A 24,449-nucleotide genomic window follows, 5' to 3' on the forward strand; every position below is an offset into this window, starting at 1 on the left:
TCACCTGCCGCGGACGCGGGTGAGCGGGCCTTCTCGGACTTTACGCCTGGCGCGGTGCGGGCATCCCCAGCGAAACCGGGCCCGTCTCCTGGCACAGGTCGTGACAGCTGTTGTCGAGCGTGCAGCACAGCGAGCAGATCGGCCCGCTCTGCTTGGCGCAGTCGGCGACGTCCGGCAGTTCGTACGGATCACCGCAGACCGAGCAGGGGTACGTCGCCCTCAAATCGACGTCCTGATCGAGCCCGGCCACCGTGTTCGGCCGGGCCAGGTAGTACTTCCCGCGGGTCGCGACCGCGAGCGTCGGCACCAGCACGATCGCGATGACCAGCGCCAGCAGCGGGCTGAACGCGGCCAGGAACTGTCCGAAGGCCCCGAAGTACGCCGCGATCGACACCGCCGAGGCGACGAGCATCGAGCCGAAGCCGACCGGGTTGATCTTGTGCAGGTAGGCCCGCTTGAACTCGATGTACTTCGGCGAGAGCCCCAGCGGCTTCGCGATCACCAGGTCCGCGCACACCGCGCCGATCCAGGCGATCGCGACGTTCGAGTAGAAGCCCAGGATCTTGTTGAGGAAGCCGAACGCGCCGAACTCCATCAGCGCCAGCGCGATCCCGCAGTTCACGAGCACGTACCAGACGCGGCCCGGGTGCTTGTGCAGCACGCGGGAGAAGAAGTTCGCGAACGACAGCGAGCCCGAGTACGCGTTCGTCGTGTTGATCTTGATCTGCGAGACGACCACGAACAGCGCGGCGAACGTCAGCGCGACCGGCCCGAGGGCCGGCCTGACCGCTTCGAGGTACGGCGCGATCGGCTCGAGCGCGGCCGTCTTGCCGACGACGCCGAGCGCGAGGAACGCCAGCAGCGCGCCGCCGATCTGCTTCGCGGCCCCGAGGATGACCCAACCGGGGCCGGCCGCGAGCACCGCGGCCCACCACGACCGCTTGTTCTCCGCCGTCTTCTCGGGCATGAACCGCAGGTAGTCGGCCTGCTCGCCGATCTGCCCGATCAGCGACAGCGCGACGCCCATGCCGAGGCCGAACCCGATCGCCGAGAACCCGGACCCGGCGCCTTCCGTACCGCCGAAGTGCGCGAACTCGGCGAACTTGCCCGGCTCGCGGACCAGGACGACGACGAACGGCAGCACCAGGCCGGCGATCCACAGCGGCTGCGTCCAGGTCTGCATCTTCGCGACCGCGCCCATGCCGTAGAGCGCGAAGGGCAGCACGATCAGCGTCGCCAGCAGGTAGCCGATCGGCAGCGGGATGCCGAGGGCCAGCTCGAACGCCTGGCCCATGATCGAGCCTTCGAGCGAGAAGAAGATGACGGTGAAGCTCGCGTACACGAGCGACGTCAGCGTCGACCCGAAGTAGCCGAAGCCGGCTCCGCGGGTCAGGAGATCCATGTCCACTCCGGACTTCGCGCAGGCGGCCGCGATGGGCACGCCGGTCGTGAAGATGACGACGGCCGCGGCGAGGATCGCGAGGATCCCGGACGTGAAGCCGTAGGAGAGGACGATGCTGGCCCCGATCGCGAAGTCGGCGAGGTAGGCGATGCCGCCCAGCGCCGTCGTCGCGACCACGAACGGTGACCATTTCCGGAACGAATGAGCGGCGAAGCGCAGTGAGTAGTCCTCGCGGTTTTCGTTGGCCGCGAGCGGGGCGTAACGGCGTTTCGGCAGAGCGCTTTCTTCGGTGTCCGACAGGGTCTCGGTCATGCCTGCCTCCGGGGTGGTGGGGAACGGGCCGAAGGTAGGGCTGTCCTGTATCGATCCTGGTCCGGCGGGTAACGCAGGGGTTACGGCTTGTTGTCCAGCGGTTACGGGCTGCTGGCGCCGACGTCGTGGCGGGTGTCACCGTTCAGTGGGTTCCGCCGCAGCTCGGAAGGCCCTAACGTGCCTTAGGCCGAAGTCGACTGATGCCCCGACCGGGCGTGGAGGGTTGGCGATGATGCCGGAGATCAAGGATCAGGTGGAAGACGCCGTGGTTCGCCTGCCCGGAATGCGCGTGGCCTACGACGGCGCCGCGTTCGACGAATCCGCACTGGCGGCCACCTGGACCGATCAGCTGCAGGGCTGGCTGAACCAGGCCGTCGCCGCCGGGATCGCCGAACCGAACGCGATGGTGCTGGCGACGGCGGACAACGAAGGCCGGCCGTCCTCCCGCACGGTGCTGTGCAAGGGCCTCGACGACCGCGGCGTCGTGTTCTACACGAACTACACGTCGGAGAAGAGCCACGACCTGACCGCGACGCGCTACGCGTCGGTGACGTTCCCCTGGTACGCGCTGCACCGCCAGGTCCACGTCCGCGGCGAGGTCGAGAAGGTCGGCGTCAAGGAGACGGCGGAGTACTGGGCCCAGCGCCCGCGCGGCTCGCAGCTCGGGGCGTGGGCGTCCCCGCAGTCCCGGGTGGTCGACGGCCGCCGCGCGCTGGACAACGCACTGAACGGCATCGAGCGCCGCTTCGCCGATGTCGAGCGCATCCCGGCCCCGCCCCACTGGGGCGGCTGGCGGATCCGGCCGGACTTGGTCGAGTTCTGGCAGGGCCGCGAGGACCGCATGCACGACCGGCTGCGGTTCGTCCGCAACGACGACGGCTGGAACATCGAGCGCGTCGCCCCCTGAGTTCCGAGCGCCCCAAGGCGGCCTTGGTTGCGTCTGACGCACCGAAGGCCGCCTTGGGTGCGTTGAACGCAACCAAGGCCACATTGGGGCGCTCGCCGGGCGACGGAAATCACGCGACCCGAGATAGTTAGCCCAGCTAAACTCGTCGGTTGTGACTTCCGAGCCCGAGACCTTGCCGCCCCGTCCAGGGGGCATTCGCAAGCTCCTCGGCCGCATCATCGTCGACACCCGGCCGCTGAAGATCCCGGCCTTCCGACGGCTCTGGCTGTCCACTGTGGTCACCGCCGTCGGCACCCAGCTGACCGCCGTCGCCGTGCCCAAGCAGGTCTTCGACCTCACCGGGTCCTCCGCCTACGTCGGCCTCACCGGGCTCGTCGCCCTCGTTCCGCTGCTGGTCTTCGGGCTCTGGGGCGGCGCCGTCGCCGATGCCGTCGACCGGCGGAAGCTGCTCGTCGTCACCAACGTCCTCGTCGCGATCACCTCCGCGCTGCTGTGGCTGCAGGCGTTCCTGAACTTCGGCTCGGTGTGGCTCGTCCTCGCCCTGCTGGCCGTCAACCAGGCCCTCTTCGCGATCAACATGCCCACGCGCGGCGCCGTCGTCGCGCGGCTCGTGCCCGGCGAGCTGCTGCCCTCGGCGAACGCCCTGAGCTCGACGATGTCCACGTTCGGCGCCGTCTTCGGCCCGCTGCTCGCCGGCGCGCTCATCCCGGTCCTCGGCCTTTCGACGCTCTACCTGATCGACGTCGTCGCCCTCACGATCACGCTGCTCGCGGTCTGGCGGCTGCCGGCGCTCCCGCCGCTCAACGGCCCGTCGCGGCGCGCGGGCGTCAGCGACGTCATCGAAGGCTTCCGGTACCTCGCGACGAAGAAGGTGCTGCTGGCCTCGTTCGTCGCCGACATCATCGCGATGGTCTTCGGCATGCCACGGGCCTTGATCCCGGAAATGGCCGAACGAACGTTCGGCGATCCACCCGGCGGCGGCCCCGCGCTCGGCTGGCTCTACGCCGCGCTGCCCTTGGGCGCGATGCTGATCGGCCTCTTCTCCGGCTGGCTGACGCGCATCGAGCGCCAGGGCGTCGCGGTCGTCATTTCGATCTGCGCGTGGGGCGCGGCGGTGGCGGCGTTCGGGCTCGCGCACTCGCTGTGGCTCGCTGTCCTCTTCATGGCGGCGGCCGGCGCGGCGGACATGGTCAGCGCCGTCTACCGGATGGCGATCCTGCAGACCGCGACCACCGACGAGATGCGCGGCCGGCTCCAAGGCGTGTTCACGGTGGTGGTCGCCGGCGGCCCGCGGATCGCCGACCTCGTCCACGGCTGGGGCGCGGCCGCGTTCGGCACGGCGGCCGCGGCGACCGTCGGCGGCCTGCTCGTGATCGTGTCGGTGTGCGCGTCGATGTTCCTGCTCCCGGCGTTCTGGCGGTACCGCGCGCCCACGTCCTAGTCCGTTCGGAGTACGGTGCCGGATATGCGTACCCTCGCCGTCGTTTTGGTCGCTTTTGCCGCATTGACTGCCTGCTCGTCGGGCGACCAGCCGTCGAAGACACCCGAGTCGTCGAAGCCTTCGTCCGCCCCGAAGCCGAGTTCGAACGCCGCGGCGGCGTCGCTGGACCCGTGCAAGCTGCTGCCCGCGGCCGCCGTGTCGAAGGCGCTGTTCCTGGACAACCTCCAGGCGGTGGCGGGCCCGGTCCAGGACAACGCGGCCAACGGCGGCAAGGCCCGCAGCTGCGAGTACCAGCTGAACGGCAAGGCCGCGGGCGCGCTCGCGGTGACGCGCTACGAAGGCCGCCAGGCGAAGCCGGCCGACATGGTGGCGTCGATCAAGAAGGCGAAGGTGGGCGCGCAGGACGTCGCCGGCTTCCCGGACGGCGCGGTGTTCTACGTCGACGAGCAGAAGACGGCCACGCTCGCGTCGGCCGAGCTGGTGTCGGGCACGCCGGTGCTGGTCAACTACACCGGGCCGGCGAAGATGACCGCCGAGCAGATGGCCCCGCTGGTCAAAGCCGCCCTCGACGCGAGCTGACCGCTAGCGGCGCAGGGCCGCCAGCTCGACCGGGCTGTGCGCCGAGAACACCTTGACGTCGTCCTGGTGCGCACGCGCCAGTTCGTGTAGCCGAGCCAGGTTCTCCAGCCTCGGCTTGCGCAGTGTCTGGACGATGTTCTGGAACGCCGTGAGGCCCGGCGGGCAGTGCTGCGCGACCGGGTCCAGCTGGCCGTGGAAGAAGTACGCGTCGCCCGCGTGCAGGAGCCAGCCGTCGCCCGTGTCGACCGCGACACCCGTGTGGCCGCGCGTGTGGCCCGTGAGCGGGACCAGCAGGATCTCCTCCGGCAGCCCCTTGAGCGACCGGACCGCCTCGAAGCCGAACCACGGCTCGCCCGGCTCGTCGTACGTGCTCCACAGCGGGCGGTGCGCAAATTGCACGGCCCGATAGCGGTTCTTCTCGGCCGCGTTCGACGGCGACGTCGCGGCTCGGTGCTCCTCCGCCCGGACGTGCACGACGGCGTTCGGGAAGTCGGCCAGCCCGCCCGCGTGGTCGACGTCGAGGTGCGTCGCGACGATGTGCCGGACGTCGGCCGGGTCGAGGTCCAACGCCTTGATCTGCGCGACGGCCGTCTCGGCGGCTTCGAGCCGGGCGCCGACCATCGCCATGAACGGCCGGCCCAGCCACTCGCCGGGGCGGGCCACCGCCTGGCTGCCGAACCCGGTGTCGACCAGCACCAGGCTGTCGCCGGTCTCGATCAGCAGGCAGTGCGCGACCAGCTCCGCCCGCCGCAGCAGGCCGGGCTCGCCGTCGAGCAGCTTGCCGCCCGGCGGGCGCATCGATCCGCAGTTCAGGTGGTGCACCTTCATACCCTGCTCCTGCTCGTTTTTCGGGGGTCCGGGTGGCGAAGCCCCCGGCCCGGGGCGAAGCCCCGGTTGTCACCGGAGCTCAGCCGGCGGAACTCGGTCTCGTCGTGCGCGGCGAAGACGGTCACCTCGTCGCCGTGCTCCTGAACAAGCTGGCGCAGGCGGCGGTGATTGTCCAGCCGGGCGCCCTTCACCGTCTCCATGCGGCCCTCGAACCACTTGAGGCCGGGCGGGCAGCGCGGGGTGGCGTCGACCTGGCCGTGGAAGAAGTACGAGTCACCGGCGTTGAGCAGCCAGCCGTCGCCCGTGTCGACGGCGACCCCGGCGTGGCCGCGCGTGTGCCCGGAGAGCGGGACCAGCAGGATCTCCGGCGGCAGGCCGTCGAGCTGCCGCACCGCGTCGAAGCCGAACCACGGTTCGCCGCTGTCCGCATAGGACGTCCATTGTGGACCGTGAGCGAACTGGATCCGGCGGTAGCGGCCGCGTTCGGCGGCGTCGCGCGGCTCCTGGAACGCCCGCAGCTCTTCGGCGTAGACGTGCACGCGTGCCCACGGGAAGTCGATGAGCCCGCCGGCGTGGTCGAGGTCCAGGTGGGTCAGCACGATGTCGCGGACGTCCGCCGGGTCGAAGCCGAGCGCGCGGATCTGGGCGACCGCGGTCTGCGCGGGATCCTCGATCGGGTTGGACTGGCGGACGAAACCCGCGCCCAGCCAGGCGGTCCGGTCGACGGCGGCCGGCGTGCCCATGCCGGTCTCGACGAGCACGAGTCCGGTGTCCGTCTCGAGGAGCAGGCAGTGGCAGACCATGGTGGCGCGCCGGAACAGGCCCGGCCGGCCGTCGACCAGCCCGCCGCCGAGTGGTCGCAGGGTGCCGCAGTTCAGGTGGTGGACGCGCATCAGGAGAACTCCCGGTCGAGGGTGGCGTGCAGGTGGGTGGCGACGGCGCGCAGCGGGGCGATGTCGCGCCGGGTGCGGGCCAGCAGCAGCCCGCCTTCGATCGCGGCGAGCACGACGGTGGCCAGCTCGTCGGCGCGTTCGGCGGAAAGCCGTTGTCCCGCAAGGTGGTTTTTGATGATGTCGTGCCACGACGCATAGCCGTCGGCGCAGGCTTCGCGGATCGGCTCGCTGTCCGCGGCCGCGTCGAGCGCGACCGTCGCGAGTGGACACCCGCGCTGGAAGTCCGATTCGGTCAGGAAGCTCGCGAGCGCGTCGACGGCGCGGTCGATCGCGGTGACGGCGTCCGGCGCGTCCCGCAGGATCGCTTCGAGGAGCGCACCCGTGCGCTCGCTCGAAAGCCGGACGGCTTCGGCGGCGAGCTGCTCCTTGCCGCCGGGGAAGTGGAAGTAGAGCGACCCCTTCGGCGCGCCCCCGGCCGTGGTCAGCTGGGTGAGGCCGGTGGCGTGGTAGCCCTGCGAGTGGAACAGGTCGGCGGCGGTGTCGAGCATCCGCTGCCGCGTGTCGGTGCGACGGACCATGGCGCCGACTGTAGCTCAAACTATGACGACCGGTCTAGTGAGTTCGAGTCTCGGTAAGGTCGTCGCATGGGCAACCCGACCGGTCAGCAGTTCGAGATCACCCGCGGAAACGCGCGCGCCGTCGTCACCGAGATCGGCGCGGGGCTGCGCGCGTTCGAGGTCGGCGGAGTGCCGTACGTCGAGGAATTCCCCGAAGACGCGAAGCCGCCGAAGGGCGCCGGGCAGGTGCTGCTGCCCTGGCCGAACCGGACCAAGGCCGGGAAGTGGCCGTTCCAGGGCGAGGAGCAGCAGCTCGAGATCACCGAGGAAGCGCGCGGGAACGCCATCCACGGGCTGACCCGCCACCTCGAGTGGGAGCTGCTGGAGCACGCCGAGTCGTCGATCACGCTGGCCGTCGACGTCGAGGTGCAGCCGGGCTGGCCGGTGCCGCTGCGCGCGACCGTCACCTACGAAGTCGCGCCGCGCGAGCTGACCGTGACCCACGAGATCCGCAACGAGGGCGAGCAGCCGATCGGCGTCGGCGTCGGGACGCACCCGTACTTCCGGATCGGCGACGTCCCGACCGACGAGCTGACCCTCACGCTGCCCGCGAGCCGCGTCCGGCCGTACCTGGGCGACGAGCAGATGCCGTACGCGCCGGAGCAGGACGTCGAGGGCACGGAGTACGACTTCCGCGCCGGACGGGTGCTGGCGGGCGTCGACCTGGACACGGCGTTCGGCGGGCTTTCCGCGGCTCCGGACGGGACGCACCACTTCGTCCTGGCCCACGAGGAGCAGCGGCTGCTGGTCTGGACCGGCCCGGACTTCCACTGGGCGCAGGTGTTCACCCCGGACGACCTGGTCGGCCGCGGCCGCGCGGTGGCGATCGAGCCGATGACCTGCCCGGCGGACGCGCTCAACACGCGCACGGACCTGGTCGAGCTCGAGCCGGCGACGTCGTGGTCGGGCAGCTGGGGCATCCGAGTCCGGTGAAGCGGCTGAGCGTCGCCGACGCGGGCGAAGTGCTGACGCTGCAACGCGCGGCGTACGTCACCGAAGCCCGCGCGCACGACGACTGGGAGCTGCCGCCCCTGCTGGAGACCCTGGACGAGACGCGGGCGGCCCTGGCGTCGTGTTTGTCCTGGGGCATCCGGGAGAACGACCGGTTGGTCGCGTCGGTGCGCCTGACGGTGACTGGGCACGTCGGGGTGATCGGCCGGCTGGTCGTGGCGCCGGACCGGCAGGGGTGCGGGCTGGGCAGCGGGTTGCTGGCTTTCGCCGAGTCGGCGGCCCCGCCGCCGGTGACGCTGTTCCGGTTGTTCACCGGCTCGAAGAGCGTGGGGCCGCTGCACCTGTACGCGAAACACGACTACCGCGAGACGCACCGGACGCCGGAGAACAACCACGAACTGGTGCACTTGGAGAAGGCCAGGGTTCCGTAGGCTGCTTCGGTGCAGACGGTCGCGCGAGCCTGGCCGCTCCTCGTCTACGGACTGCTCGTCCGGCCACCCCTCCTGCTCCTTCGCGGTCCGCAGCCGGACCGGTCGTTGCGCGTCATCGGCGTCCTGCTGGTGGTCGCGGGGTTCGGGTTCGATCTGCTGGCGAGCTGAGGCCCGCGTGCGGCCGCCCGAGTGAGTTCGTTAGCGTGGCGAACTATGGCGAAGGCAATTGTCGGGGGCCATGTCGTCCCCATCGACGGTGATCCCATCGAAGGCGGCACGGTCCTCATCGACGACGGCAAGATCGTCGCGGTCGGTGCCGAGGCCGACGTCGACATCCCGGAGGATGCCGAACTGGTCGACGCGGCGGGCACCTGGGTGCTGCCCGGCTTCATCGACGCCCACGCGCACCTCGGCGTGCACGAGGAGGGCGAGGGCTGGGCCGGCAACGACACCAACGAGATGACCGACCCGAACGGCGCCCGCTTCCGCGCGATCGACGGCATTGACCCGTACGAGTCCGGCTTCGACGACGCGCTGGCCGGCGGCGTCACGAGCGTCGTCATCAAGCCCGGCTCGGGCAACCCGATCGGCGGCCAGACGATCGGCGTCAAGACCTGGGGCCGCAGCATCCTCGACATGGTCTTCGCGGAGCACGTCAGCGTGAAGAGCGCGCTCGGCGAGAACCCGAAGCGCGTGTACGGGGAGAAGAAGCAGACGCCGTCGACCCGGCTGGGCGTCGCGGCGATCCTGCGCGAGGCGTTCACGAAGGCCCGCAACTACCAGGCGAAGCGCGCGCACGCGGAGTCCGAGGGCAAGCCGCACGAGGTCGACCTGACGATGGAGACGCTGTCGAAGGTCCTCGACGGCGAGCTGTACTGGGACCAGCACGTCCACCGCGCGGACGACATCGTGACGGCGCTGCGGCTGGCCGACGAGTTCGGCTACAAGCTGGTGATCAACCACGGCACCGAGGGCCACCTGATCGCGGACCTGCTCGCCGAGCGCGACGTCCCGGTGATCCTGGGGCCGCTGTTCACCACGAAGTCCAAGGTGGAGGTGCGCAACCGCACGCTGCGGTCGGCCGGCATCCTGGCCCGCGCCGGCGTGAAGATCGCGATCACGACGGACCACCCGGTGATCCCGATCAACTTCCTGGTCTACCAGGCGGCCCTGGCGGTCAAGGACGGCCTCGACCCGGCAACGGCGCTGCGCACGCTGACCGTGAACCCGGCCTCGATGCTGGGGTTGGACGGGCAGATCGGCTCGCTGAAGCCCGGCCTGGACGCGGACGTGGTGCTGTGGTCCGGCGACCCACTCGATGTGATGAATCGTGCGCTGCGCGTGTTCGTTCGCGGCGATGAGGTGTATCACTTCGACGAGGGGCTGGGCGAGGGCGTGTCCAAGGACCGCCGCTACCGCGAGACCCGCTGAGTTTCGGACGGCACGCCGGTAACCGGGCGGTTCCGGCGTGCCGTCCGATCGTTCACTCTGATCACGCCATGAGTTCGGCGGTGAACGCCGCCGAACCCGGAACTCGCGTGATCAGGGACGTGACTCGCGTGATTGGAGCCGGAACTCGCGAGTTCCGGCTCCAATCACGTCAGATCCGGGCTTGAGCACGCTGGTTCCGGCCCTGATCACGTGAGACTCAAGCCTTCTTCAGCTCCCGGGCGATGACCAGCCGCTGGATCTGGTTCGTGCCCTCGAAGATCTGCGGCACCTTCGCCTCGCGCATGTACCGCTCCACCGGGAAGTCCCGCGTGTACCCGGCGCCGCCCAGGACCTGCACCGCGTCCGTAGTCACCTTCATCGCGCCGTCCGTCGCCACCAGCTTGGCGATCGATGCCTGCCGCTGGAACGGGAGCCCGCGGTCACGGCGCCGGGCCGCTTCCAGGTAAGTCGCCCGGGACGACTCCACGATCGCCGCCATGTCGGCCAGGAGGAACTCGATCCCCTGGAAGTCGATGATCGCCCGGCCGAACTGCGACCGGCCCTTCGCGTACGCCACCGCCTCGTCCAGCGCCGCCTGCGCCAGGCCCACCGCGCACGCCGCGATCCCGAGTCGCCCCGAACTCAACGACGACAGCGCGATCCGGAGCCCGTCTCCCGGCGCACCCAGCAGCCGCGACGATGACACCCGCGCGTCGGAGAAGTTCATCTGGGCCGTCGGGGACCCCGTCAGTCCCATCTTGCGTTCGCGTGGGGCCGCCGAAAGGCCGTCGGTCGACGACGGAACCAGCAGGCAGGAGATCTCCGAAGCGCCCGTGCGGACCATTGTCGTGTAGAAGTCCGCCACCCCCGCGTGCGTGATCCACGCCTTGGTGCCGTTGACGACGTAGTCCGAGCCGTCGAGACGCGCGCGCGTCGTGAGCGCCGCCGCGTCCGACCCCGCCTGCGTCTCCGACAGCGCGTACGCGCCCAAGAGTGAGCCTTCGAGCATGTCCGGCAGCCACTCGCCGCGCTGCTCGTCCGTGCCGTACTCCGCCAGCGCGTAGCAGGACATCGTGTGCACCGACAGGCCGACGCCGACCGTCATCCACGCCGTCGCGATCTCCTCGAGCGCCTGGAGATACACCTCATACCGCACGTCGCCGCCGCCCCAGTGCTCCGCGTACGGCAGTCCCAGCAGACCGGACTTGCCCAAGAGGCGGAACTGCTCGCGCGGGAACTGCTCGGCCTCTTCGGCCGCCGCCGCGCGCGGAGCGAGCTCGTCACGGGCGATCTCCCTGGCCAGCGCGACCAGGTCCTCGGCGTCCGAATCCGGCAGCAGGCGTTCGGCGGGCATCGATGTCCTCCAAGCGGTACTGAAAACAGTACTGTGGGCTCAATTAGAGTACAGTACGAAGGGCCTGGGGTGGCCGGAAGACGTAGGAGATAGTGAGCCGATGCCCCCCGAACCCCGTCGCCGGCCGACCGCGCGCCAGCGCGCCCTGCTCGGCGACCTCGAGGCGCTCTTCCTGGCGGAGGGGTTCGCCGACTTCACCCTCGACGACCTCGCCGGCCGGCTCCGCTGCTCGAAGTCGACGCTCTACGCGCTCGCGCCCAGCAAGGAGCAGCTCGCCGTCAAGGTCGTCACCCACTTCTTCCGGGGCGCCGGCGAGCGGATCGAGGAGCGCGTCGCCGGGATCGACGACGCCCGCAAGCTCATCGGGGAGTACCTGGCCGGCGTCGCCGAGCACCTGAACCGGGCGTCGCCGTCGTTCATGCGCGACCTCGCCGAGTTCGGCCCGGCCCGCGAGGCCTACCAGGTCAACAGCCGGTTCGCCGCCCAGCGGCTGCGCCAGTTCATCGACAAGGGCGTCGCCGACGGCGTCTTCCGCGACGTCCACGCCCGGCTCGTGGCCGAGATGACCGGGCTGATCATCGAAGGCATCCAGACCGGGGTCCTCGGCCAGCGGATCGACGTGTCCGACGCCGAAGCGTTCACCGCCCTGGGTGAACTGCTGCTCGGTGGGCTGAACAAATAGCGGACAGGAATTGTCAGCCTGAACTCGATTAAACTCCCCGCGTGATCGTCGTAGGCGGAGAAGCTCTGGTCGACCTGGTGCCCGGTGACCCCCTGGATTCCACTGTGGACGGTGGGCTGCGCGCGCTGCTGCCGCGGCTCGGTGGCGGGCCGTACAACGTCGCGCTGGCGGCCGGCCGCCTCGGCGTGCCGGCGGCGTTCCTCTCGCGCGTGTCCACCGACCGCTTCGGCGACGCGATGGTCGAGCGCCTGCACGCCTCCGCCGTCGACACGTCGCTGCTGCAGCGCGGCGACGAGCCGACGACGCTCGCCGTCGTCGCGCTCGACGCGAAGGGCGCCGCGCGCTACACGTTCTACGTCGAGGGCACCGCGGACCGGCTCGTCGCGGACCCCGGTCCGCTGCCGGACGACGTGACCGCGCTCTCACTGGGCACCCTCGGGATGGTCCTCGAGCCCGGCGCGTCGGCGTACGAAGCGATGCTTCGGCGTGAAGCCGCCCGCGGCGTGCTGACCGTCCTCGACCCCAACATCCGCGAGGCGCTGATCACCGATCCGGCGGCCTACCGCGCCCGGTTCGCGTCCTGGCTGCCGGACGTCCGGCTGCTCAAGATCTCCGACGACGACGCCGCGTGGCTGACCGGCGGCGCCGACCCGGTGGCCGCCGCGAAGACGTGGATCGAGTCCGGTGTGGACGCCGTGGTGCTCACCCGGGGCGCCGACGGCGTCGCGGTGATCACCGCCGCAGGTGAGCTGGCCCACGTGCCGTCGCGGAAGGTGACGGTGGTCGACACCATCGGCGCCGGCGACACCGTCCAAGGGGCCCTGCTGGCCTGGCTGCACACCCGCGAGGTCGCCGACCTGGCCTCTCTCGACGCGGGAGCGTGGCGCGAGGCGCTGGAATTCGCGGCGAAAGCGGCATCCATCACGGTTTCGCGGAGCGGGGCCGAGCCGCCCACGTCCGCCGATATGGCGTCCACCGTGTGAACCTGGTCCCAAAGGGGCACCCTGGAGCAACGTCACCGCTGCGCGAACACACGTTTCTCGACTAGCGTAGAGGGGCATTCTTCATACCCCAGCGGGGCGGTGTGCAGCGAGGCGCCAGTGTTTCCTCGCGTTAACACGTGGCTACCTGTGGAACCCGCAGGCGCCGCCGACCCGTGCCGAACGTGAGAGGGACTTGCATGTCCGACGCGACGACTGCGGGGCAGTCCGGCGGCGAAACCGCGAAGCTGACCCTGCCGAGTGGCGAGCACGAGTTCAAGGTCGTCCACCCGGTCGAGGGCGCGCCCGGGATCGAACTGGGGAAGCTGCTGGCGCAGACGGGGTACATCACCTACGACCCCGGGTTCGTCAACACCGGTGCCGCGTCGTCCGCCATCGCCTACATCGACGGTGACGCCGGGATCCTCCGTTACCGCGGTTACCCGATCGAGCAGCTGGCCGAGAAGTCGACCTTCGTCGAGGTCTCGTACCTCCTGATCTACGGCGAGCTGCCGACCGAGGCCCAGCTGGCCGACTTCACCGAGAAGATCCAGCGGCACACGTTGCTGCACGAGGACCTGAAGGCCTTCTTCAGCGGTTTCCCGCGGGACGCCCACCCGATGCCGGTCCTGTCCAGCGCGGTGTCGGCGCTGTCGACCTTCTACCAGGACTCGCTCGACCCGTTCGACGAGCCGAACGTGGAGCTGTCCACCATCCGGCTGCTCGCCAAGGTCCCGACCCTGGCCGCCTACGCCTACAAGAAGTCCGTCGGCCAGCCGCTGCTCTACCCGGACAACTCGCTCGGCCTGGTCGAGAACTTCCTGCGCATGACGTTCGGCTTTCCGGCCGAGCCGTACGAGGTGGACCCGGACGTCGCCAAGGCGCTCGACCTGCTGTTCATCCTGCACGCCGACCACGAGCAGAACTGCTCGACCTCGACCGTGCGCCTGGTCGGCTCGTCCGAGGCGAACCTGTTCGCTTCGATCTCGGCCGGCATCAACGCGCTGTTCGGCCCGCTGCACGGCGGCGCGAACGCCGCGGTGCTCGACATGCTCGAGGGCATCAAGAACGACGGCGGCGACGTCGCCAAGTTCGTCGAGCGGGTGAAGAACAAGGAAAAGGGCGTGAAGCTGATGGGCTTCGGGCACCGGGTCTACAAGAACTACGACCCGCGCGCGAAGATCATCAAGAACACCGCCGACGAGATCCTCGGCAAGCTGAAGGGCGGCGACGAGCTGCTCGACATCGCCAAGAAGCTCGAAGAGACCGCGCTTTCGGACGACTACTTCGTTTCGCGCAAGCTGTACCCGAACGTGGACTTCTACACCGGCCTGATCTACCGGGCGCTGGGCTTCCCGACGAAGTTCTTCACGGTGCTGTTCGCGCTCGGCCGGCTCCCGGGCTGGATCGCGCACTGGCGCGAGATGATCAACGACCCGGCCACCAAGATCGGCCGCCCGCGGCAGATCTACACCGGCTACGCGTCGCGGGACTACACCCCGATGTCGGAGCGCTGAGCCCCGATAAGCTGACGAAAGCGCCCCGTCGTGCACTGGCACGGCGGGGCGCTTATCGTTGGACGTCGTGACCAAAGAAGCACCGGTTGTCCTGTGGTTCCGTCGCGACCTGCGGCTGGGCGACCACGCGGCGCTGCTCGAAGCCTCGAAGCACAGCAAGCACGTCCTCGCGTTGTACGTCCTCGACGAGGCATTGCTGAAGCCGGGCGGTGCCCCGCGGGAGGCGTTCCTCTACGGCTGCCTGGGAAAGCTGGACGAGCAGCTCGGCGGACGGCTGATGCTGGTGCGCGGCGAACCGGCGGCCGAGGTGGTCAAGGCCGCTCGAAAGATCGGCGCGAGTGCGGTGCACGTCAGCGCCGACACGGGCCCGTACGGCCGCCGCAGGGATGCCGAAGTCGCAAAAGCTTTGGCGGAGAACAACATCGACTGGGTCGAGACCGGCTCGCCGTACGCGGTCGCGCCGGGCCGGGTCACCAAGCCGGACGGCGACCCCTACCGCGTCTTCACGCCGTTCTACCGCGCGTGGACCGCCCACGGCTGGCGTGGCCCGGCCGACACCGGACCGTCCCTTGTGGACTGGGTCGAGCCGCCGAAGTCGCTGAAGATCCCGAAGCCGCCCAAGGTGTCCGCGACCCTGCCTGAGCCGGGTGAGCAGGCCGCGCTGGACGCCTGGCACGAATTCCTCGATGACGGCATCGAAACCTACGACACCGACCGCGACCGGCCGGACCGCGAAGGCACGACCCGACTTTCGCCGTACCTGCGCTGGGGCTGCGTCCACCCGCGGACGTTGCTGGCCGACCTGGAGGGGGACGACCGCGTCGGCGCGAAGTCGTTGCGCAGTGAGTTCTGCTGGCGCGAGTTCCACGCCGACGTCCTGTGGCACCGCCCGGAAACCGCGCGCAAGAACTACGACAAGCGCTTCGACGGCATGAAGCACGACGACGACACCGAGGCCTTCGAACGGTGGTGCGCGGGCAAGACGGGCTACCCGATCGTCGACGCCGGGATGCGGCAGCTGCTGGCTGAGGGCTGGATCCACAACCGCGTCCGGATGGTCGTCGCGAGCTTCCTGGTGAAGGACCTGCACCTGCCGTGGTGGCTCGGCGCGCGGCACTTCATGAAGCACCTCGTCGACGGCGATCTCGCGTCGAACCAGCTGAACTGGCAGTGGGTCGCCGGCTCCGGCACCGACGCGGCGCCGTACTTCCGGATCTTCAACCCGACGACGCAGGGGGAGAAGTTCGACCCGAACGGCGACTACGTCCGCAAGTACGTGCCGGAGCTGCGCACCGTCGAGGGCAAGGCCGTCCACAAGCTCAAGGACCGCCCCGAGGCGTACCCGGAACCCATGGTCGACCACGCCCACGAGCGCCAGGTGTCCTTGGAGCGGTACGGGAAGATCACCTCGTAGCGATCTCTTCGAGCAGCAGCTTCGCGGCCAGGTCCGCGCCGTCGGTGCGGATCGTGGCGGCGACGGCGTTCGCGCGTGCCCGGGCTGCCAAGGCCGTCTCGAGCGCGGCGGACAGGGACTCGACGGTCGGGGCAGGGCCGTCGTGCGCCGCGCCGATGCCGAGCTCGGCGACGCGGCCGGCCCAATACGGCTGGTCGCCGCTCTGCGGAACCACCACCTGGGGCGCGCCCGAGCGGGCGGCGGTCGTCGTGGTGCCCGCGCCGCCGTGGTGCACGACGGCGGCGCACCGGCCGAACAGCGCCTGGTGGTTGACCTCGCCGACGACGAAGCAGTCGTCCCGGTCGTCGGCCAGGCCCAGGTCCGCCCAGCCCTGGCCGACCACGGTGCGGCGGCCCTGTGCGCGGATCACCTCGATGGCGACGCGAGCGGCGTCCTGCGAAGCACGCATGGGCATGCTGCCGAAGCCTGCGTACACCGGCGGTTCGCCCGCGTTCAGGAACGCTTCCAGGCTGGCCGGGAGCGGGCGGTCGTCCGGCACGATCCACGCGCCGGTCTGCACGACGTCGAGGTCGGTCGTCTCCTGCCACGGGTCGAGGACCGGGTCCGTCGCCAGCAGCGGGCGGTCGCCGAGCACGTAGTCGAGGACGCGGCCCACCGGCGGCAGGCCGTGGGCCGCTCGCTGGGTGTCGAGCGCCGTCTTGAAGAGCGCGTCGATGTTCCGGGCTTCCAGCTCCCACAGCGCCCGGTTTTCGGTCTCCGGCGGGAGCGCCAGGCCCGCGTGCGTCAGCCGCGGCGGGTGGTGCGACGTGGGCAGTGTGAGCTGCTGGAACGTCGCGAACCGGTAGGGGATGCCCAGCCGCTCGGCCACCGACCGCGCGCCGGCCACGGCGGGCACCAGGCCGGTCGCCACCACCGCGTCGCACCCTTCGGCGCCCGCGGCGAACTGCGCGGCGATCAGCTCGGCCGCGCGTTCGGGGATCCCTTTCGCCGTCGGCGGCTTCGCCCCGGTCACCAGCGGCCGCACCGCCTGGCCGACCGGCACCATCTCCACGCCGACGCCGGCCAGCCGTCGCGCGAACTCCTCGTCGGGCGGCGCGCACACCCGCACGCCGGCGCCGCGCGCCCGCAACCGCACCGCGAGCGCCACCAGCGGCTCGACGCCCCCACGCGAGTCGTACCCGGACAACAGAACACGCACTCGATCACTCCCGATTCCGCGGATTTCCGGTCAGGACGGTGATTCTGCGGGATCGACCGGGTCTTGCCGCAAGCCCCGGGGTGCGCTATAACGTGAGAAGGGGAAGGAGCCGGCGCTCCTTCCCCTTCGTCGTCCGTCGTAGCCGGATACCGTGGACGAACCTCAGCCGCGCAACGCCTCCGAGAGCTTGATGCGGCTGCCGATGCGCAGCACGCTGTTGCCGTAGATCTTGCCGCCCAGCCAGGTGAGCAGCGCGACGAGCATGACCGTCAGCCCGAGCGAAAGCGCGATCTCCCAGCCCGCCGCCGCGCCGGTCGCGATCCGGGCCGGCATCAGGATCGGCGAGAGCAGCGGGATCAGCGAGACGACCTTGGCCGCGGTACCGTCCGGGTCCTGCAGCAGCAGGTTGAAGCCGGCGACGAACCCGACGATGAGGATGATGTTGAGCGGGGAGACCACCGACTGCGTGTCCTCCTGCCGCGACACCAGCGACCCCAGCGCGCCGTAGATCGTGGCGTACAGCAGGAACCCGAGCAGGTACCAGAGCAGGCCCCACAGCAGCGTGCCGGTGGCGAAGCCGGACAGGCTGAACACGCCGGTCACCGACGCCGCCACCAGCCCGGCCGCACCGAGGATCACCAGCTGCGTCAAGCCGACCAGGCCGAGCCCGATCACCTTGCCCAGCAACAGCTGCCACGGCCGCACGCTGGCGAGCAGGATCTCCACGACCCGGCTCGACTTCTCCTCGACGACCCCCTGGGCGACCATGGTCCCGTAGGTGATGATGCTCATGTAGAGCAGGAACGCCACGATCAGCCCGACGATGAGCCGCTCCGACTGGTCGGCGGGCTCCGGCGAAATGGCGTCGTCCTGCACGTGGGTGCCGTTGACCTGGGCCATCACCTCGGCCGGCTCGAGCTGCGCGGACGACAGCACGCCGTCGAGCACCTGCCGCTGCGCGACCTTGTCGAGCACCCGGCGCAGCTGACTGTCCAAAGAGGACTTATAGGTGGCGGTCAGCTTCGCCGCGCTGCCCGAGACGAGCGCGTCGAGGTCGCCGTCCTCGACCTTCTGCCGGCCCTCGGCGGGGTCGGTCACGGCGACCGTCGAAATCTCCTGGCCGGACAGCGCGGCTTCGGTCTGCAGCTGCTGGGCGATCCCGATCGCCTGGCCGGTCAGCCCGACCGTGTTCTTGTCCGCCGAGTCCACCAGCGCGCTCTGGAACCCGACGTACCCCAGCAGCAGCGCCAGCAGCACGACCGTGCCGATGACGAACGACCGGGTGCGCAGCCGCGTGTTGAGCTCGCGCTTCATCACGAGCCAGACGGCCCGCCGGCCACTCAGCTTCCTCATCGCGGTTCCCCCTTGTCGGACACGGCGTCGCGGAACAGTTCGGTCAGTGACCGGCGACGGCGGCTGAACTCGGTGACCGGCCCGGTGGCCAGCGCTGCGGCGAGCACGGCCTGGTCGTCGGCGCTCGGTTCCAGTTCGAGCACGGTGGTGGCGCCGTGGGCTTCGAGGACGCGCACGCCGGGCAGGCCCGCGGCCCAGCCGCCGGGCGCGGCCGGGGCGGTCACGACGAGCTTGCTGCTCGCACCGGCGGTCAGCTCGCCGACACTGCCGACGGCGACCATCCGGCCGTTGCGGATGATCCCGACCCGGTCGCACAGCCGCTCGACCAGGTCGAGCTGGTGGCTGGAGAACACGACCGGCACGCCGGCCGCGGCCTTCTCGCGCAGCACGCCGCTCATGACGTCGACGGCCAGCGGGTCGAGGCCGGAGAACGGCTCGTCGAGCACCAGCACGGCCGGGTCGTGCACCAGCGCGGCGGCCAGCTGGACGCGCTGCTGGTTGCCGAGGCTCAGTTTCTGCACCTCGTCCTTGCGGCGGTCGGCCAGCCCGAGCCTGCCGATCCAGTTCTCCGCGTTGCGGTGGGCCTCGTTCGCGCTGAGGCCGTGCAGCTCGGCGAGGTAGATCAGCTGCTCGAGGACCTTCATCTTCGGGTAGAGCCCGCGTTCTTCCGGCATGTAGCCGATGTGGGTGCGGGCTTCGTGCGTGATCCTCTCGCCGCCGAACCGGACCTCACCGCCGTCGGCGGCGAGCACCCCCAGCGCGATCCGCATGGTCGTCGTCTTGCCGGCGCCGTTGCTGCCGACGAAGCCGAACAGCTCCCCGGCGCGGACGTCGAAGGTGACGCCGTCCAGCGCGACCTTGGCGCCGTAGCGCTTGGAGATCCCGTCGATCTCCAGTGTCCCCTCAGTCATTCCCCATCCCCTCTTCGAAATCCTCGGGGTCGTCGTCCGGCAGCGACCAGCCCAGCAGCATCGACGGAATCGTCGTTCCAGTGACCAGCAACGCGGACATCATCATCGCGCCGCGGTAGCCACCGTCTTCGGTGTCGGCGACCAGGAGGGTGTAGATCATCGCACCGATCATCAGGTAGCTGAGGATCTGGAAGGCGATGTAGGTGACGCGGTGGCGCCACTCGCGCTCGCGTTCGTCCAGCAGGCGCGAAAAGCCGCCGCTCATCCGGCCGGTGAGGATCCGCAGCAGCACGAACGCGCTGCCGCCGACCAGGATGCTGCCCAGCCAGAGGGAGCCGGACAGCCAGTCGCTCCCCGTGGTGAAGATCGACGCGCTGACGATCAACCCGACGTCGGCGGCCACCAGCACGGCGACCAGCGCCCGCCGGTGCCGCCGGTCGCGCCAGCCCGGCAGCCGCTGGGAGTGCCGCAGCTCGCGCTCGTCCATTTTCTCCAGCCGGCGTTCCCAGTAGGACGCGAGCCGGCTCGGGTTCTCGGTCATGCTCCCCCCTCGCGGTAGACCTGGGTGGACAGCGGCGTGAACGGCGCGCGGCTGAACACCGCTTCGACCGGCAGGTCGAACACCGCGCAGATCCGGAAGGCCAGGTCCAGGCTCGGATAGTGATCGCCCCGCTCGAGAGCGCCGATGGTTTGAGGATTGACCTCGACGGCGTTCGCGAGAGCGGCCCTGCTCAGCCCGCGCTCCGCCCGGAGCACGGGGAGCCGGTTGTAGATCGGCAGCTCTTTGCCGCGTCTGACCGGGCTCATGGGGCAACTGTTGCAAAAACCCAACGGGTCGTCAAGTTAAGTCAACATCAAGTCGGAGTTTTCCAGCTGAGGTGGGTCAGGCGAGGCCGGCGAGTGACTTGTCGACAAGCTCCGCGACCCGCGCCCGAGCAGCTTCTGCGTCGGAAGGGATCAACGCCAGCCGGGTCCGGCGCTCCAGCACGTCGGCCACGTCCAGCGCCCCCTCGTTGCGGACCGCCCACACGACTTCGGCCGCCGTGATGTCCGAACCCGGGAACACCGGAGCCGCGAACTCCGCGTCCAGCTCGCCCAGCGCCGCGACCCGGGGCGCCTCGGTGCCGTAGCGGGCCACCAGCCGCGGCGAAGCGTCCACAAGAGACAGACTCGATCGCGCAGCCGCGCCGAGCAACGGCAACCGCGCGGTCCGGCATGGCGACGCGGACAGACCGGCCAGGCGAACCGCCGAGTCGACCGCGTCCTCCGCCATCCGGCGGTACGTCGTCAGCTTGCCGCCCACCACCGTCAACAGCCCGTCGGAACCCGCCAGCACCGCGTGCTTGCGGGACAGGTCCGCCGAACGGCCGCCGCCTTCCACCAAGGGACGCAAGCCGGCGAACGATCCGGCCACGTCCGCCCGGGTCAATGGCCGGGCCAACACCGAGGAGGCCAGTGACAGGAGGAAGTCCACATCGGACTCGGGAACTACCGGCACGTCAGGGATCGAACCGGAGACTGGCTCGTCCGTGAGTCCCAAGTAGACCCTGCCATCCGGTTGGGGGAGCAGGAACACGAACCGGTTCGTCTCGCCCGGCACCCCGATGTTCACCGACGTCGTGCCCATCGGGACCGTCCCCGGCGCCAGCACCAGGTGCGAACCCAGCGACGGCCGCAGGCGGACGGCGCCGGTCAGCGTTCCCGCCCACACGCCCGTCGCGTTGATCACCTGGCGCGCGTGGATGTCCAGCGAGTCGCCCGAAACGCCGTCGACGGCCCTGACCCGGTCCGCCGAGAGGGACGTGGCCGAGAGGCGCGTCAAGATCCGGGCGCCGAACGAAGCCGCCGTCCGCGCCAGGGAAACCACCAGGCGCGCGTCGTCGACCAACGCTCCGTCGTAAGCCAGCAAGGCGCCGCGCAAGCCATGAGCGGAAAGCCCGGGAGCCAGCGCCAACGCCTCGGCGGCCGGGATCGAGCGCGGCCGCGGCAGCACCGACGACGGTGTGCGCGCCGCCCGGCGGAGGGCGTCGCCCGCTCGGAGGCCGGCCGCCACCATCGCCTGCTGCGCGCGGGATGTGCTGGGGTACAACGGAAACAGCTGCGGCATCCCCCGCGTGAGGTGCGGTGCCGTGCGCGTCATCAGGATGCCGCGCTCGACGGCGCTCTCGTGCGCCAGGCCGAGCTCGCCGTGGGCCAGGTACCGCAGGCCGCCGTGCACGAGCTTCGACGACCAGCGGGACGTCCCGAACGCCAGGTCGTGCGCCTCGACGAGCGCCACCGACAACCCGCGCGAAGCCGCGTCCAGGGCGATGCCCGTGCCGGTGACGCCGCCGCCGACCACGACGACGTCGACGCGCTCGCCCGCCGCCAGCTCCGCGAGCTCGCGTTCGCGGCGCCGCGCGTTGAGCGAGCCGGACGTCACGGCTTCAGCGCCGCGTCGAGCACGTGCGTGAACTCCGCCAGCAGTGCCGCCTCGCCGACGTCGGCCGTGGCCGGGCGCAGTGAGAACGCGAAGGACTGGACCACCAGCAGCACCGACCGCGACTGCGCCGCGACCGGTGCCCGCCGGATCGACCCGTCCTGGTGACCGGCCTCCAGCAGCTGGTGCATGGCCTGCTCGGCGAACTTCTGCGTCGCGCCCAGCCGCTCCACGATGTACGGGAGGACCAGCTCGGGATCGACGTCGAGCAGCGTGCGGAACAGCGGGTCGGCCGCCAGCGCGCGGACGCCGGCCGTCGCGATGAGCACGAGCCGCTCGCGGCTGTTCGCGGCCTCGGCGCCGCGTTCGCTCGCCGTGCGCAGCAGCCCGCTGAACTCGCGGGTCATCAGCGCGGCGAGCACGCTGCGGACGTCGGGGAAGCGGCGGTAGACCGTCATCCGGCTGACGCGCGCGGTGCGGGCGATTTCGGCGAGTGTGGTGCGGCGCACACCGACGGCCAGCACGCACGAGCGCGCGGCGTCGAGCAGCACGTCATCGGCTACGCGCGTCGCCGTCTGACGGTTGCGGGTGTCCGCGAGCGCGGACGATCCCGCGGTCTCCGTGGTGTGACGTTTCACGTCCATATGTCACACTGTAGTCGTGAACCCGCTCATTGACCACCGTTTAAGAGGCGCCTGGGCTCCGGAAGCCGCCGACGCCGCCCGGCTGCCCGTGCGGGCGGCCAAGTGGCTCGACCAGCGTATCGGTCCGATCGCCCCCGGTGCTGCCCCAGCGGGCGATTTGCCGGTGGAAATACCGTCACCGAAACTGGACGAATCTGCTGTCAAAGCGCTGTCAGCCGTCGTGGGCGCGGAAAACGTGCTGGTCGACGCCGCGGCACGGCTGGCGCGCGCGACCGGACTGTCCTACCTGGACCTGCTGCGCCGGCGCTCGCCCTCGCCCGGCTTCCCGGTGCCCGACGCGGTCGTGCTGCCCGCGGACCCGGGCGAGGTCCAGGCCGTGCTCGAGGCCTGCGTCCAGCACGACGTCGGGGTCGTGCCCTTCGGCGGTGGCACCTCGGTGGTCGGCGGGGTCGCCGCGCTGCGCGGCGACAAGGCGTCGGTGATCGCGCTCGACCTCGTCCGGCTCGACGCGCTGGTGTCGGTCGACGCCGAGTCGCGCCTCGCCGTCCTGCAGGCCGGCGTCCGCGGTCCCGAGGCCGAACGCCTCCTCGGCGAGCACGGCCTGACGCTCGGGCACATCCCGCAGTCGTTCGAGCGGGCCACGATCGGCGGCTTCGCGGCGACGCGCTCGGCGGGGCAGGCGTCGTCGGGCTACGGGCGGTTCGAAGACATGGTCAAGGGCGTGCGGCTGGCCACCCCGCGCGGCGAGTGGAAGCTCGGTGTCGCGCCGGCGTCGGCGGCCGGGCCGGACCTGCGCCAGCTCGCGGTCGGCAGCGAAGGAACGCTCGGCGTGATCACCGAGGTGTCGCTGCGGGTGCGCCCGGCGCCGCCGGTCAAGCGGTACGAGGGGTACGCGCTGCCGAGCTGGGAGGCGGGCCGCGAGGCCGTTCGCGACCTCGCGCAGAACGACGCGCTCGCCGACGTCACCCGGCTGTCCGACGGGGACGAAACCGAAGTCTCGCTGGCGCTGAACGCCGGTCTCAAGACGACGGCGCTGCGCAAGTACCTCGCCGCGCGCGGAGTGGCGCGGCCGTGCTTCCTCATCGTCGGCTGGGAAGGCACCGCGCACGACGTGGCGCTGCGTCGCCGCGAGACGACCCGGCGTCTGAAGGCCTCGGGTGCCGTGCGCGTCGGCAAGGCGCTCGGCGAGTCCTGGCGGCACGGCCGGTTCGCCGGGCCCCGGCAGCGGGACGCCTTGATGGACCAGGGAGTCTGCGTCGAAACCCTGGAGACCGCGGCCTATTGGTCCACTGTGGACGAACTGCGTGACGACGTCCGGGCGGCGATCACGGCGTCCTTGGGGCGATCGATCGTCATGTGCCACATTTCGCACGCGTACGAGACGGGCGCGTCGCTGTACTTCACGGTCCTGACGGCCCGCGACGAGGCCGACCCGGTCGGCCAGTGGCAGCGCGCGAAGGCGGCGGCGTGCGAAGCGATCGCCGGGCTGGGCACGATCTCCCACCACCACGCCGTCGGTGTCGACCACGCGCCCTACCTGCAGGCGGAGATCGGCGCGCTGGGCGTCGAGGTGCTGCGCGCGGCGAAGTCCGCGGTGGACCCGACCGGGATCCTCAACCCGGGGAAGCTGGTCTGAGCACTTCGCACGGGACGCCGTGGCCGTCCGCGGCGACGCCTTCGAGCGCCGCCGCATCAGCTTGGGGGACGTCGGCGGTGCGCACGGGCTTGCCGTCCACCAGCAGGGGGTAGCGGATCGGTGCGGCGCCGACGTACGTGTGGACCTCGGTCAGGCGGGTGCCGTCTTCGAGCGTGATGTCGGGTTCGGTCAGCCGGGCCAGGTGGTAGCGCGTGCCGCGGCCCTCGCAGCGGTCGAGCACGGCCAGCTGGTCCGGCGTCACGAACCAGATGGCGTGCTCCTCGACGCCGTCCACGGCGGTGAGGGTGGCCGGGCGCTGGTCGTCGACCACGCGGAAGCCGGCGGCCCACACCGCGGCGAGCCCGCCGCAGCGCACGTGCGCCACGACGACCGGACCCTCGAGCCCGAGCCGCCCGCGCAGCCAGGTGATCTTCGACGGGTTCGCGTTCGAGCCGTAGGCCAGCACGGCCATCCGGTCGCGCCAGCCCGCGGGCGCGGCGTCGAGCGGGTGCCCGACGCCGTCGACGTGGACGAACGAATAGCCCGGCC

General features: G+C 70.7%; 25 protein-coding genes. 12 read left to right on the forward strand and 13 right to left on the reverse strand.

The window, feature by feature from the left end; genetic code table 11:
- Positions 1-40: 40 nt before the first annotated feature.
- Positions 41-1,714: a hypothetical protein gene (locus AB0C38_RS39050; protein WP_360682922.1), complete on the reverse strand. Its 1,674-nt coding sequence runs from the start codon at positions 1,712-1,714 to the stop codon at positions 41-43.
- A gap of 229 nt (positions 1,715-1,943) precedes the next feature.
- Here AB0C38_RS39050 and pdxH point away from each other — a divergent pair, with 229 nt between their 5' ends.
- The 3 genes from pdxH to AB0C38_RS39065 all read left to right on the forward strand — a co-directional run bounded on the left by pdxH (position 1,944) and on the right by AB0C38_RS39065 (position 4,641).
- A complete protein-coding gene (gene pdxH / locus AB0C38_RS39055; RefSeq protein WP_360682924.1) occupies positions 1,944-2,621 on the forward strand; it encodes a pyridoxamine 5'-phosphate oxidase in 678 nt (225 codons plus the stop codon).
- A 172-nt stretch (positions 2,622-2,793) separates the two neighbouring features.
- Positions 2,794-4,062, forward strand: a complete 1,269-nt coding sequence (locus AB0C38_RS39060) for an MFS transporter (protein ID WP_360683046.1) — start codon at positions 2,794-2,796, stop codon at positions 4,060-4,062.
- A 24-nt stretch (positions 4,063-4,086) separates the two neighbouring features.
- Positions 4,087-4,641 carry a DUF3558 family protein gene (locus AB0C38_RS39065; protein WP_360682926.1) on the forward strand — a complete coding sequence of 185 codons (555 nt, stop codon included), beginning with the start codon at positions 4,087-4,089 and terminating at the stop codon, positions 4,639-4,641.
- A gap of 3 nt (positions 4,642-4,644) precedes the next feature.
- Here the strand turns inward: AB0C38_RS39065 and AB0C38_RS39070 are convergent, their stop codons facing one another.
- The 3 genes from AB0C38_RS39070 to AB0C38_RS39080 are packed head-to-tail and all read right to left on the reverse strand — an operon-like array spanning position 4,645 to position 6,940.
- Complete coding sequence (locus AB0C38_RS39070) at positions 4,645-5,469, reverse strand: MBL fold metallo-hydrolase (protein WP_360682928.1); 825 nt, start codon at positions 5,467-5,469, stop codon at positions 4,645-4,647.
- Positions 5,466-6,362, reverse strand: a complete 897-nt coding sequence (locus tag AB0C38_RS39075; RefSeq protein ID WP_360682930.1) for an MBL fold metallo-hydrolase — start codon at positions 6,360-6,362, stop codon at positions 5,466-5,468. Before AB0C38_RS39075 ends, AB0C38_RS39070 begins: the two co-directional genes overlap by 4 nt.
- The gene (locus AB0C38_RS39080; protein ID WP_360682932.1) at positions 6,362-6,940 is read right to left on the reverse strand and encodes a TetR/AcrR family transcriptional regulator; all 579 of its coding nucleotides are present in this window, start codon (positions 6,938-6,940) and stop codon (positions 6,362-6,364) included. Before AB0C38_RS39080 ends, AB0C38_RS39075 begins: the two co-directional genes overlap by 1 nt.
- 66 nt (positions 6,941-7,006) lie before the next feature.
- Here AB0C38_RS39080 and AB0C38_RS39085 point away from each other — a divergent pair, with 66 nt between their 5' ends.
- From AB0C38_RS39085 to AB0C38_RS39100, 4 genes are read left to right on the forward strand one after another with little or no spacing between them, the layout of a single operon-like run.
- Positions 7,007-7,912 carry an aldose 1-epimerase family protein gene (locus AB0C38_RS39085; RefSeq protein WP_360682934.1) on the forward strand — a complete coding sequence of 302 codons (906 nt, stop codon included), beginning with the start codon at positions 7,007-7,009 and terminating at the stop codon, positions 7,910-7,912.
- The gene (locus AB0C38_RS39090) at positions 7,879-8,361 is read left to right on the forward strand and encodes a GNAT family N-acetyltransferase (RefSeq protein ID WP_360682936.1); all 483 of its coding nucleotides are present in this window, start codon (positions 7,879-7,881) and stop codon (positions 8,359-8,361) included. The genes AB0C38_RS39085 and AB0C38_RS39090 overlap by 34 nt, the downstream gene beginning before the upstream one ends.
- 9 nt (positions 8,362-8,370) lie before the next feature.
- Entirely contained in the window at positions 8,371-8,529 is a 159-nt protein-coding gene (locus AB0C38_RS39095) for a hypothetical protein (RefSeq protein ID WP_360682938.1), read from the forward strand.
- Positions 8,530-8,574: 45 nt separating this feature from the next.
- Positions 8,575-9,792 (forward strand): amidohydrolase, encoded by a 1,218-nt coding sequence (locus AB0C38_RS39100; RefSeq protein WP_360682940.1) that lies wholly within the window; start codon positions 8,575-8,577, stop codon positions 9,790-9,792.
- A 217-nt stretch (positions 9,793-10,009) separates the two neighbouring features.
- Here the strand turns inward: AB0C38_RS39100 and AB0C38_RS39105 are convergent, their stop codons facing one another.
- Positions 10,010-11,146: an acyl-CoA dehydrogenase family protein gene (locus AB0C38_RS39105; protein ID WP_360682942.1), complete on the reverse strand. Its 1,137-nt coding sequence runs from the start codon at positions 11,144-11,146 to the stop codon at positions 10,010-10,012.
- A gap of 100 nt (positions 11,147-11,246) precedes the next feature.
- Here AB0C38_RS39105 and AB0C38_RS39110 point away from each other — a divergent pair, with 100 nt between their 5' ends.
- The 4 genes from AB0C38_RS39110 to AB0C38_RS39125 all read left to right on the forward strand — a co-directional run bounded on the left by AB0C38_RS39110 (position 11,247) and on the right by AB0C38_RS39125 (position 15,739).
- Positions 11,247-11,828, forward strand: coding sequence for a TetR/AcrR family transcriptional regulator (locus tag AB0C38_RS39110; RefSeq protein ID WP_360682944.1), 582 nt, complete (start codon positions 11,247-11,249; stop codon positions 11,826-11,828).
- A 41-nt stretch (positions 11,829-11,869) separates the two neighbouring features.
- The gene (locus AB0C38_RS39115) at positions 11,870-12,811 is read left to right on the forward strand and encodes a carbohydrate kinase (protein ID WP_360682946.1); all 942 of its coding nucleotides are present in this window, start codon (positions 11,870-11,872) and stop codon (positions 12,809-12,811) included.
- Positions 12,812-13,008: 197 nt separating this feature from the next.
- The gene (locus AB0C38_RS39120) at positions 13,009-14,325 is read left to right on the forward strand and encodes a citrate synthase (protein ID WP_360682948.1); all 1,317 of its coding nucleotides are present in this window, start codon (positions 13,009-13,011) and stop codon (positions 14,323-14,325) included.
- A gap of 67 nt (positions 14,326-14,392) precedes the next feature.
- A complete protein-coding gene (locus AB0C38_RS39125) occupies positions 14,393-15,739 on the forward strand; it encodes a deoxyribodipyrimidine photo-lyase (protein WP_360682950.1) in 1,347 nt (448 codons plus the stop codon).
- On the opposite strand, the gene AB0C38_RS39130 is transcribed toward AB0C38_RS39125, so the two are convergent.
- The 7 genes from AB0C38_RS39130 to AB0C38_RS39160 all read right to left on the reverse strand — a co-directional run bounded on the left by AB0C38_RS39130 (position 15,729) and on the right by AB0C38_RS39160 (position 22,264).
- On the reverse strand, positions 15,729-16,937 hold the full coding sequence (locus AB0C38_RS39130) for a glycosyltransferase (RefSeq protein WP_360682952.1): 1,209 nt from the start codon (positions 16,935-16,937) through the stop codon (positions 15,729-15,731). The two genes, AB0C38_RS39125 and AB0C38_RS39130, sit on opposite strands and share 11 nt — an antisense overlap.
- Positions 16,938-17,099: 162 nt before the next feature.
- Entirely contained in the window at positions 17,100-18,290 is a 1,191-nt protein-coding gene (locus AB0C38_RS39135; RefSeq protein WP_360682954.1) for an ABC transporter permease, read from the reverse strand.
- The gene (locus AB0C38_RS39140) at positions 18,287-19,201 is read right to left on the reverse strand and encodes an ATP-binding cassette domain-containing protein (RefSeq protein WP_360682956.1); all 915 of its coding nucleotides are present in this window, start codon (positions 19,199-19,201) and stop codon (positions 18,287-18,289) included. Before AB0C38_RS39140 ends, AB0C38_RS39135 begins: the two co-directional genes overlap by 4 nt.
- On the reverse strand, positions 19,194-19,742 hold the full coding sequence (locus tag AB0C38_RS39145) for a hypothetical protein (protein ID WP_360682958.1): 549 nt from the start codon (positions 19,740-19,742) through the stop codon (positions 19,194-19,196). The genes AB0C38_RS39140 and AB0C38_RS39145 overlap by 8 nt, the downstream gene beginning before the upstream one ends.
- A complete protein-coding gene (locus tag AB0C38_RS39150) occupies positions 19,739-20,008 on the reverse strand; it encodes a helix-turn-helix transcriptional regulator (RefSeq protein WP_284742952.1) in 270 nt (89 codons plus the stop codon). Before AB0C38_RS39150 ends, AB0C38_RS39145 begins: the two co-directional genes overlap by 4 nt.
- Positions 20,009-20,084: 76 nt before the next feature.
- A complete protein-coding gene (locus tag AB0C38_RS39155; protein WP_360682960.1) occupies positions 20,085-21,623 on the reverse strand; it encodes a glycerol-3-phosphate dehydrogenase/oxidase in 1,539 nt (512 codons plus the stop codon).
- Positions 21,620-22,264 carry a helix-turn-helix domain-containing protein gene (locus AB0C38_RS39160; protein WP_360682962.1) on the reverse strand — a complete coding sequence of 215 codons (645 nt, stop codon included), beginning with the start codon at positions 22,262-22,264 and terminating at the stop codon, positions 21,620-21,622. The genes AB0C38_RS39155 and AB0C38_RS39160 overlap by 4 nt, the downstream gene beginning before the upstream one ends.
- A 16-nt stretch (positions 22,265-22,280) precedes the next feature.
- Here AB0C38_RS39160 and AB0C38_RS39165 point away from each other — a divergent pair, with 16 nt between their 5' ends.
- Positions 22,281-23,900 (forward strand): FAD-binding oxidoreductase, encoded by a 1,620-nt coding sequence (locus AB0C38_RS39165; RefSeq protein WP_360682964.1) that lies wholly within the window; start codon positions 22,281-22,283, stop codon positions 23,898-23,900.
- On the opposite strand, the gene AB0C38_RS39170 is transcribed toward AB0C38_RS39165, so the two are convergent.
- Positions 23,878-24,372, reverse strand: coding sequence for a gamma-glutamylcyclotransferase family protein (locus AB0C38_RS39170; protein ID WP_360682966.1), 495 nt, complete (start codon positions 24,370-24,372; stop codon positions 23,878-23,880). The two genes, AB0C38_RS39165 and AB0C38_RS39170, sit on opposite strands and share 23 nt — an antisense overlap.
- Positions 24,373-24,449: the final 77 nt, after the last annotated feature.

The organism is Amycolatopsis sp. NPDC048633 (genome assembly GCF_040650695.1).
Taxonomy (GTDB): Bacteria; Actinomycetota; Actinomycetes; order Mycobacteriales; family Pseudonocardiaceae; genus Amycolatopsis.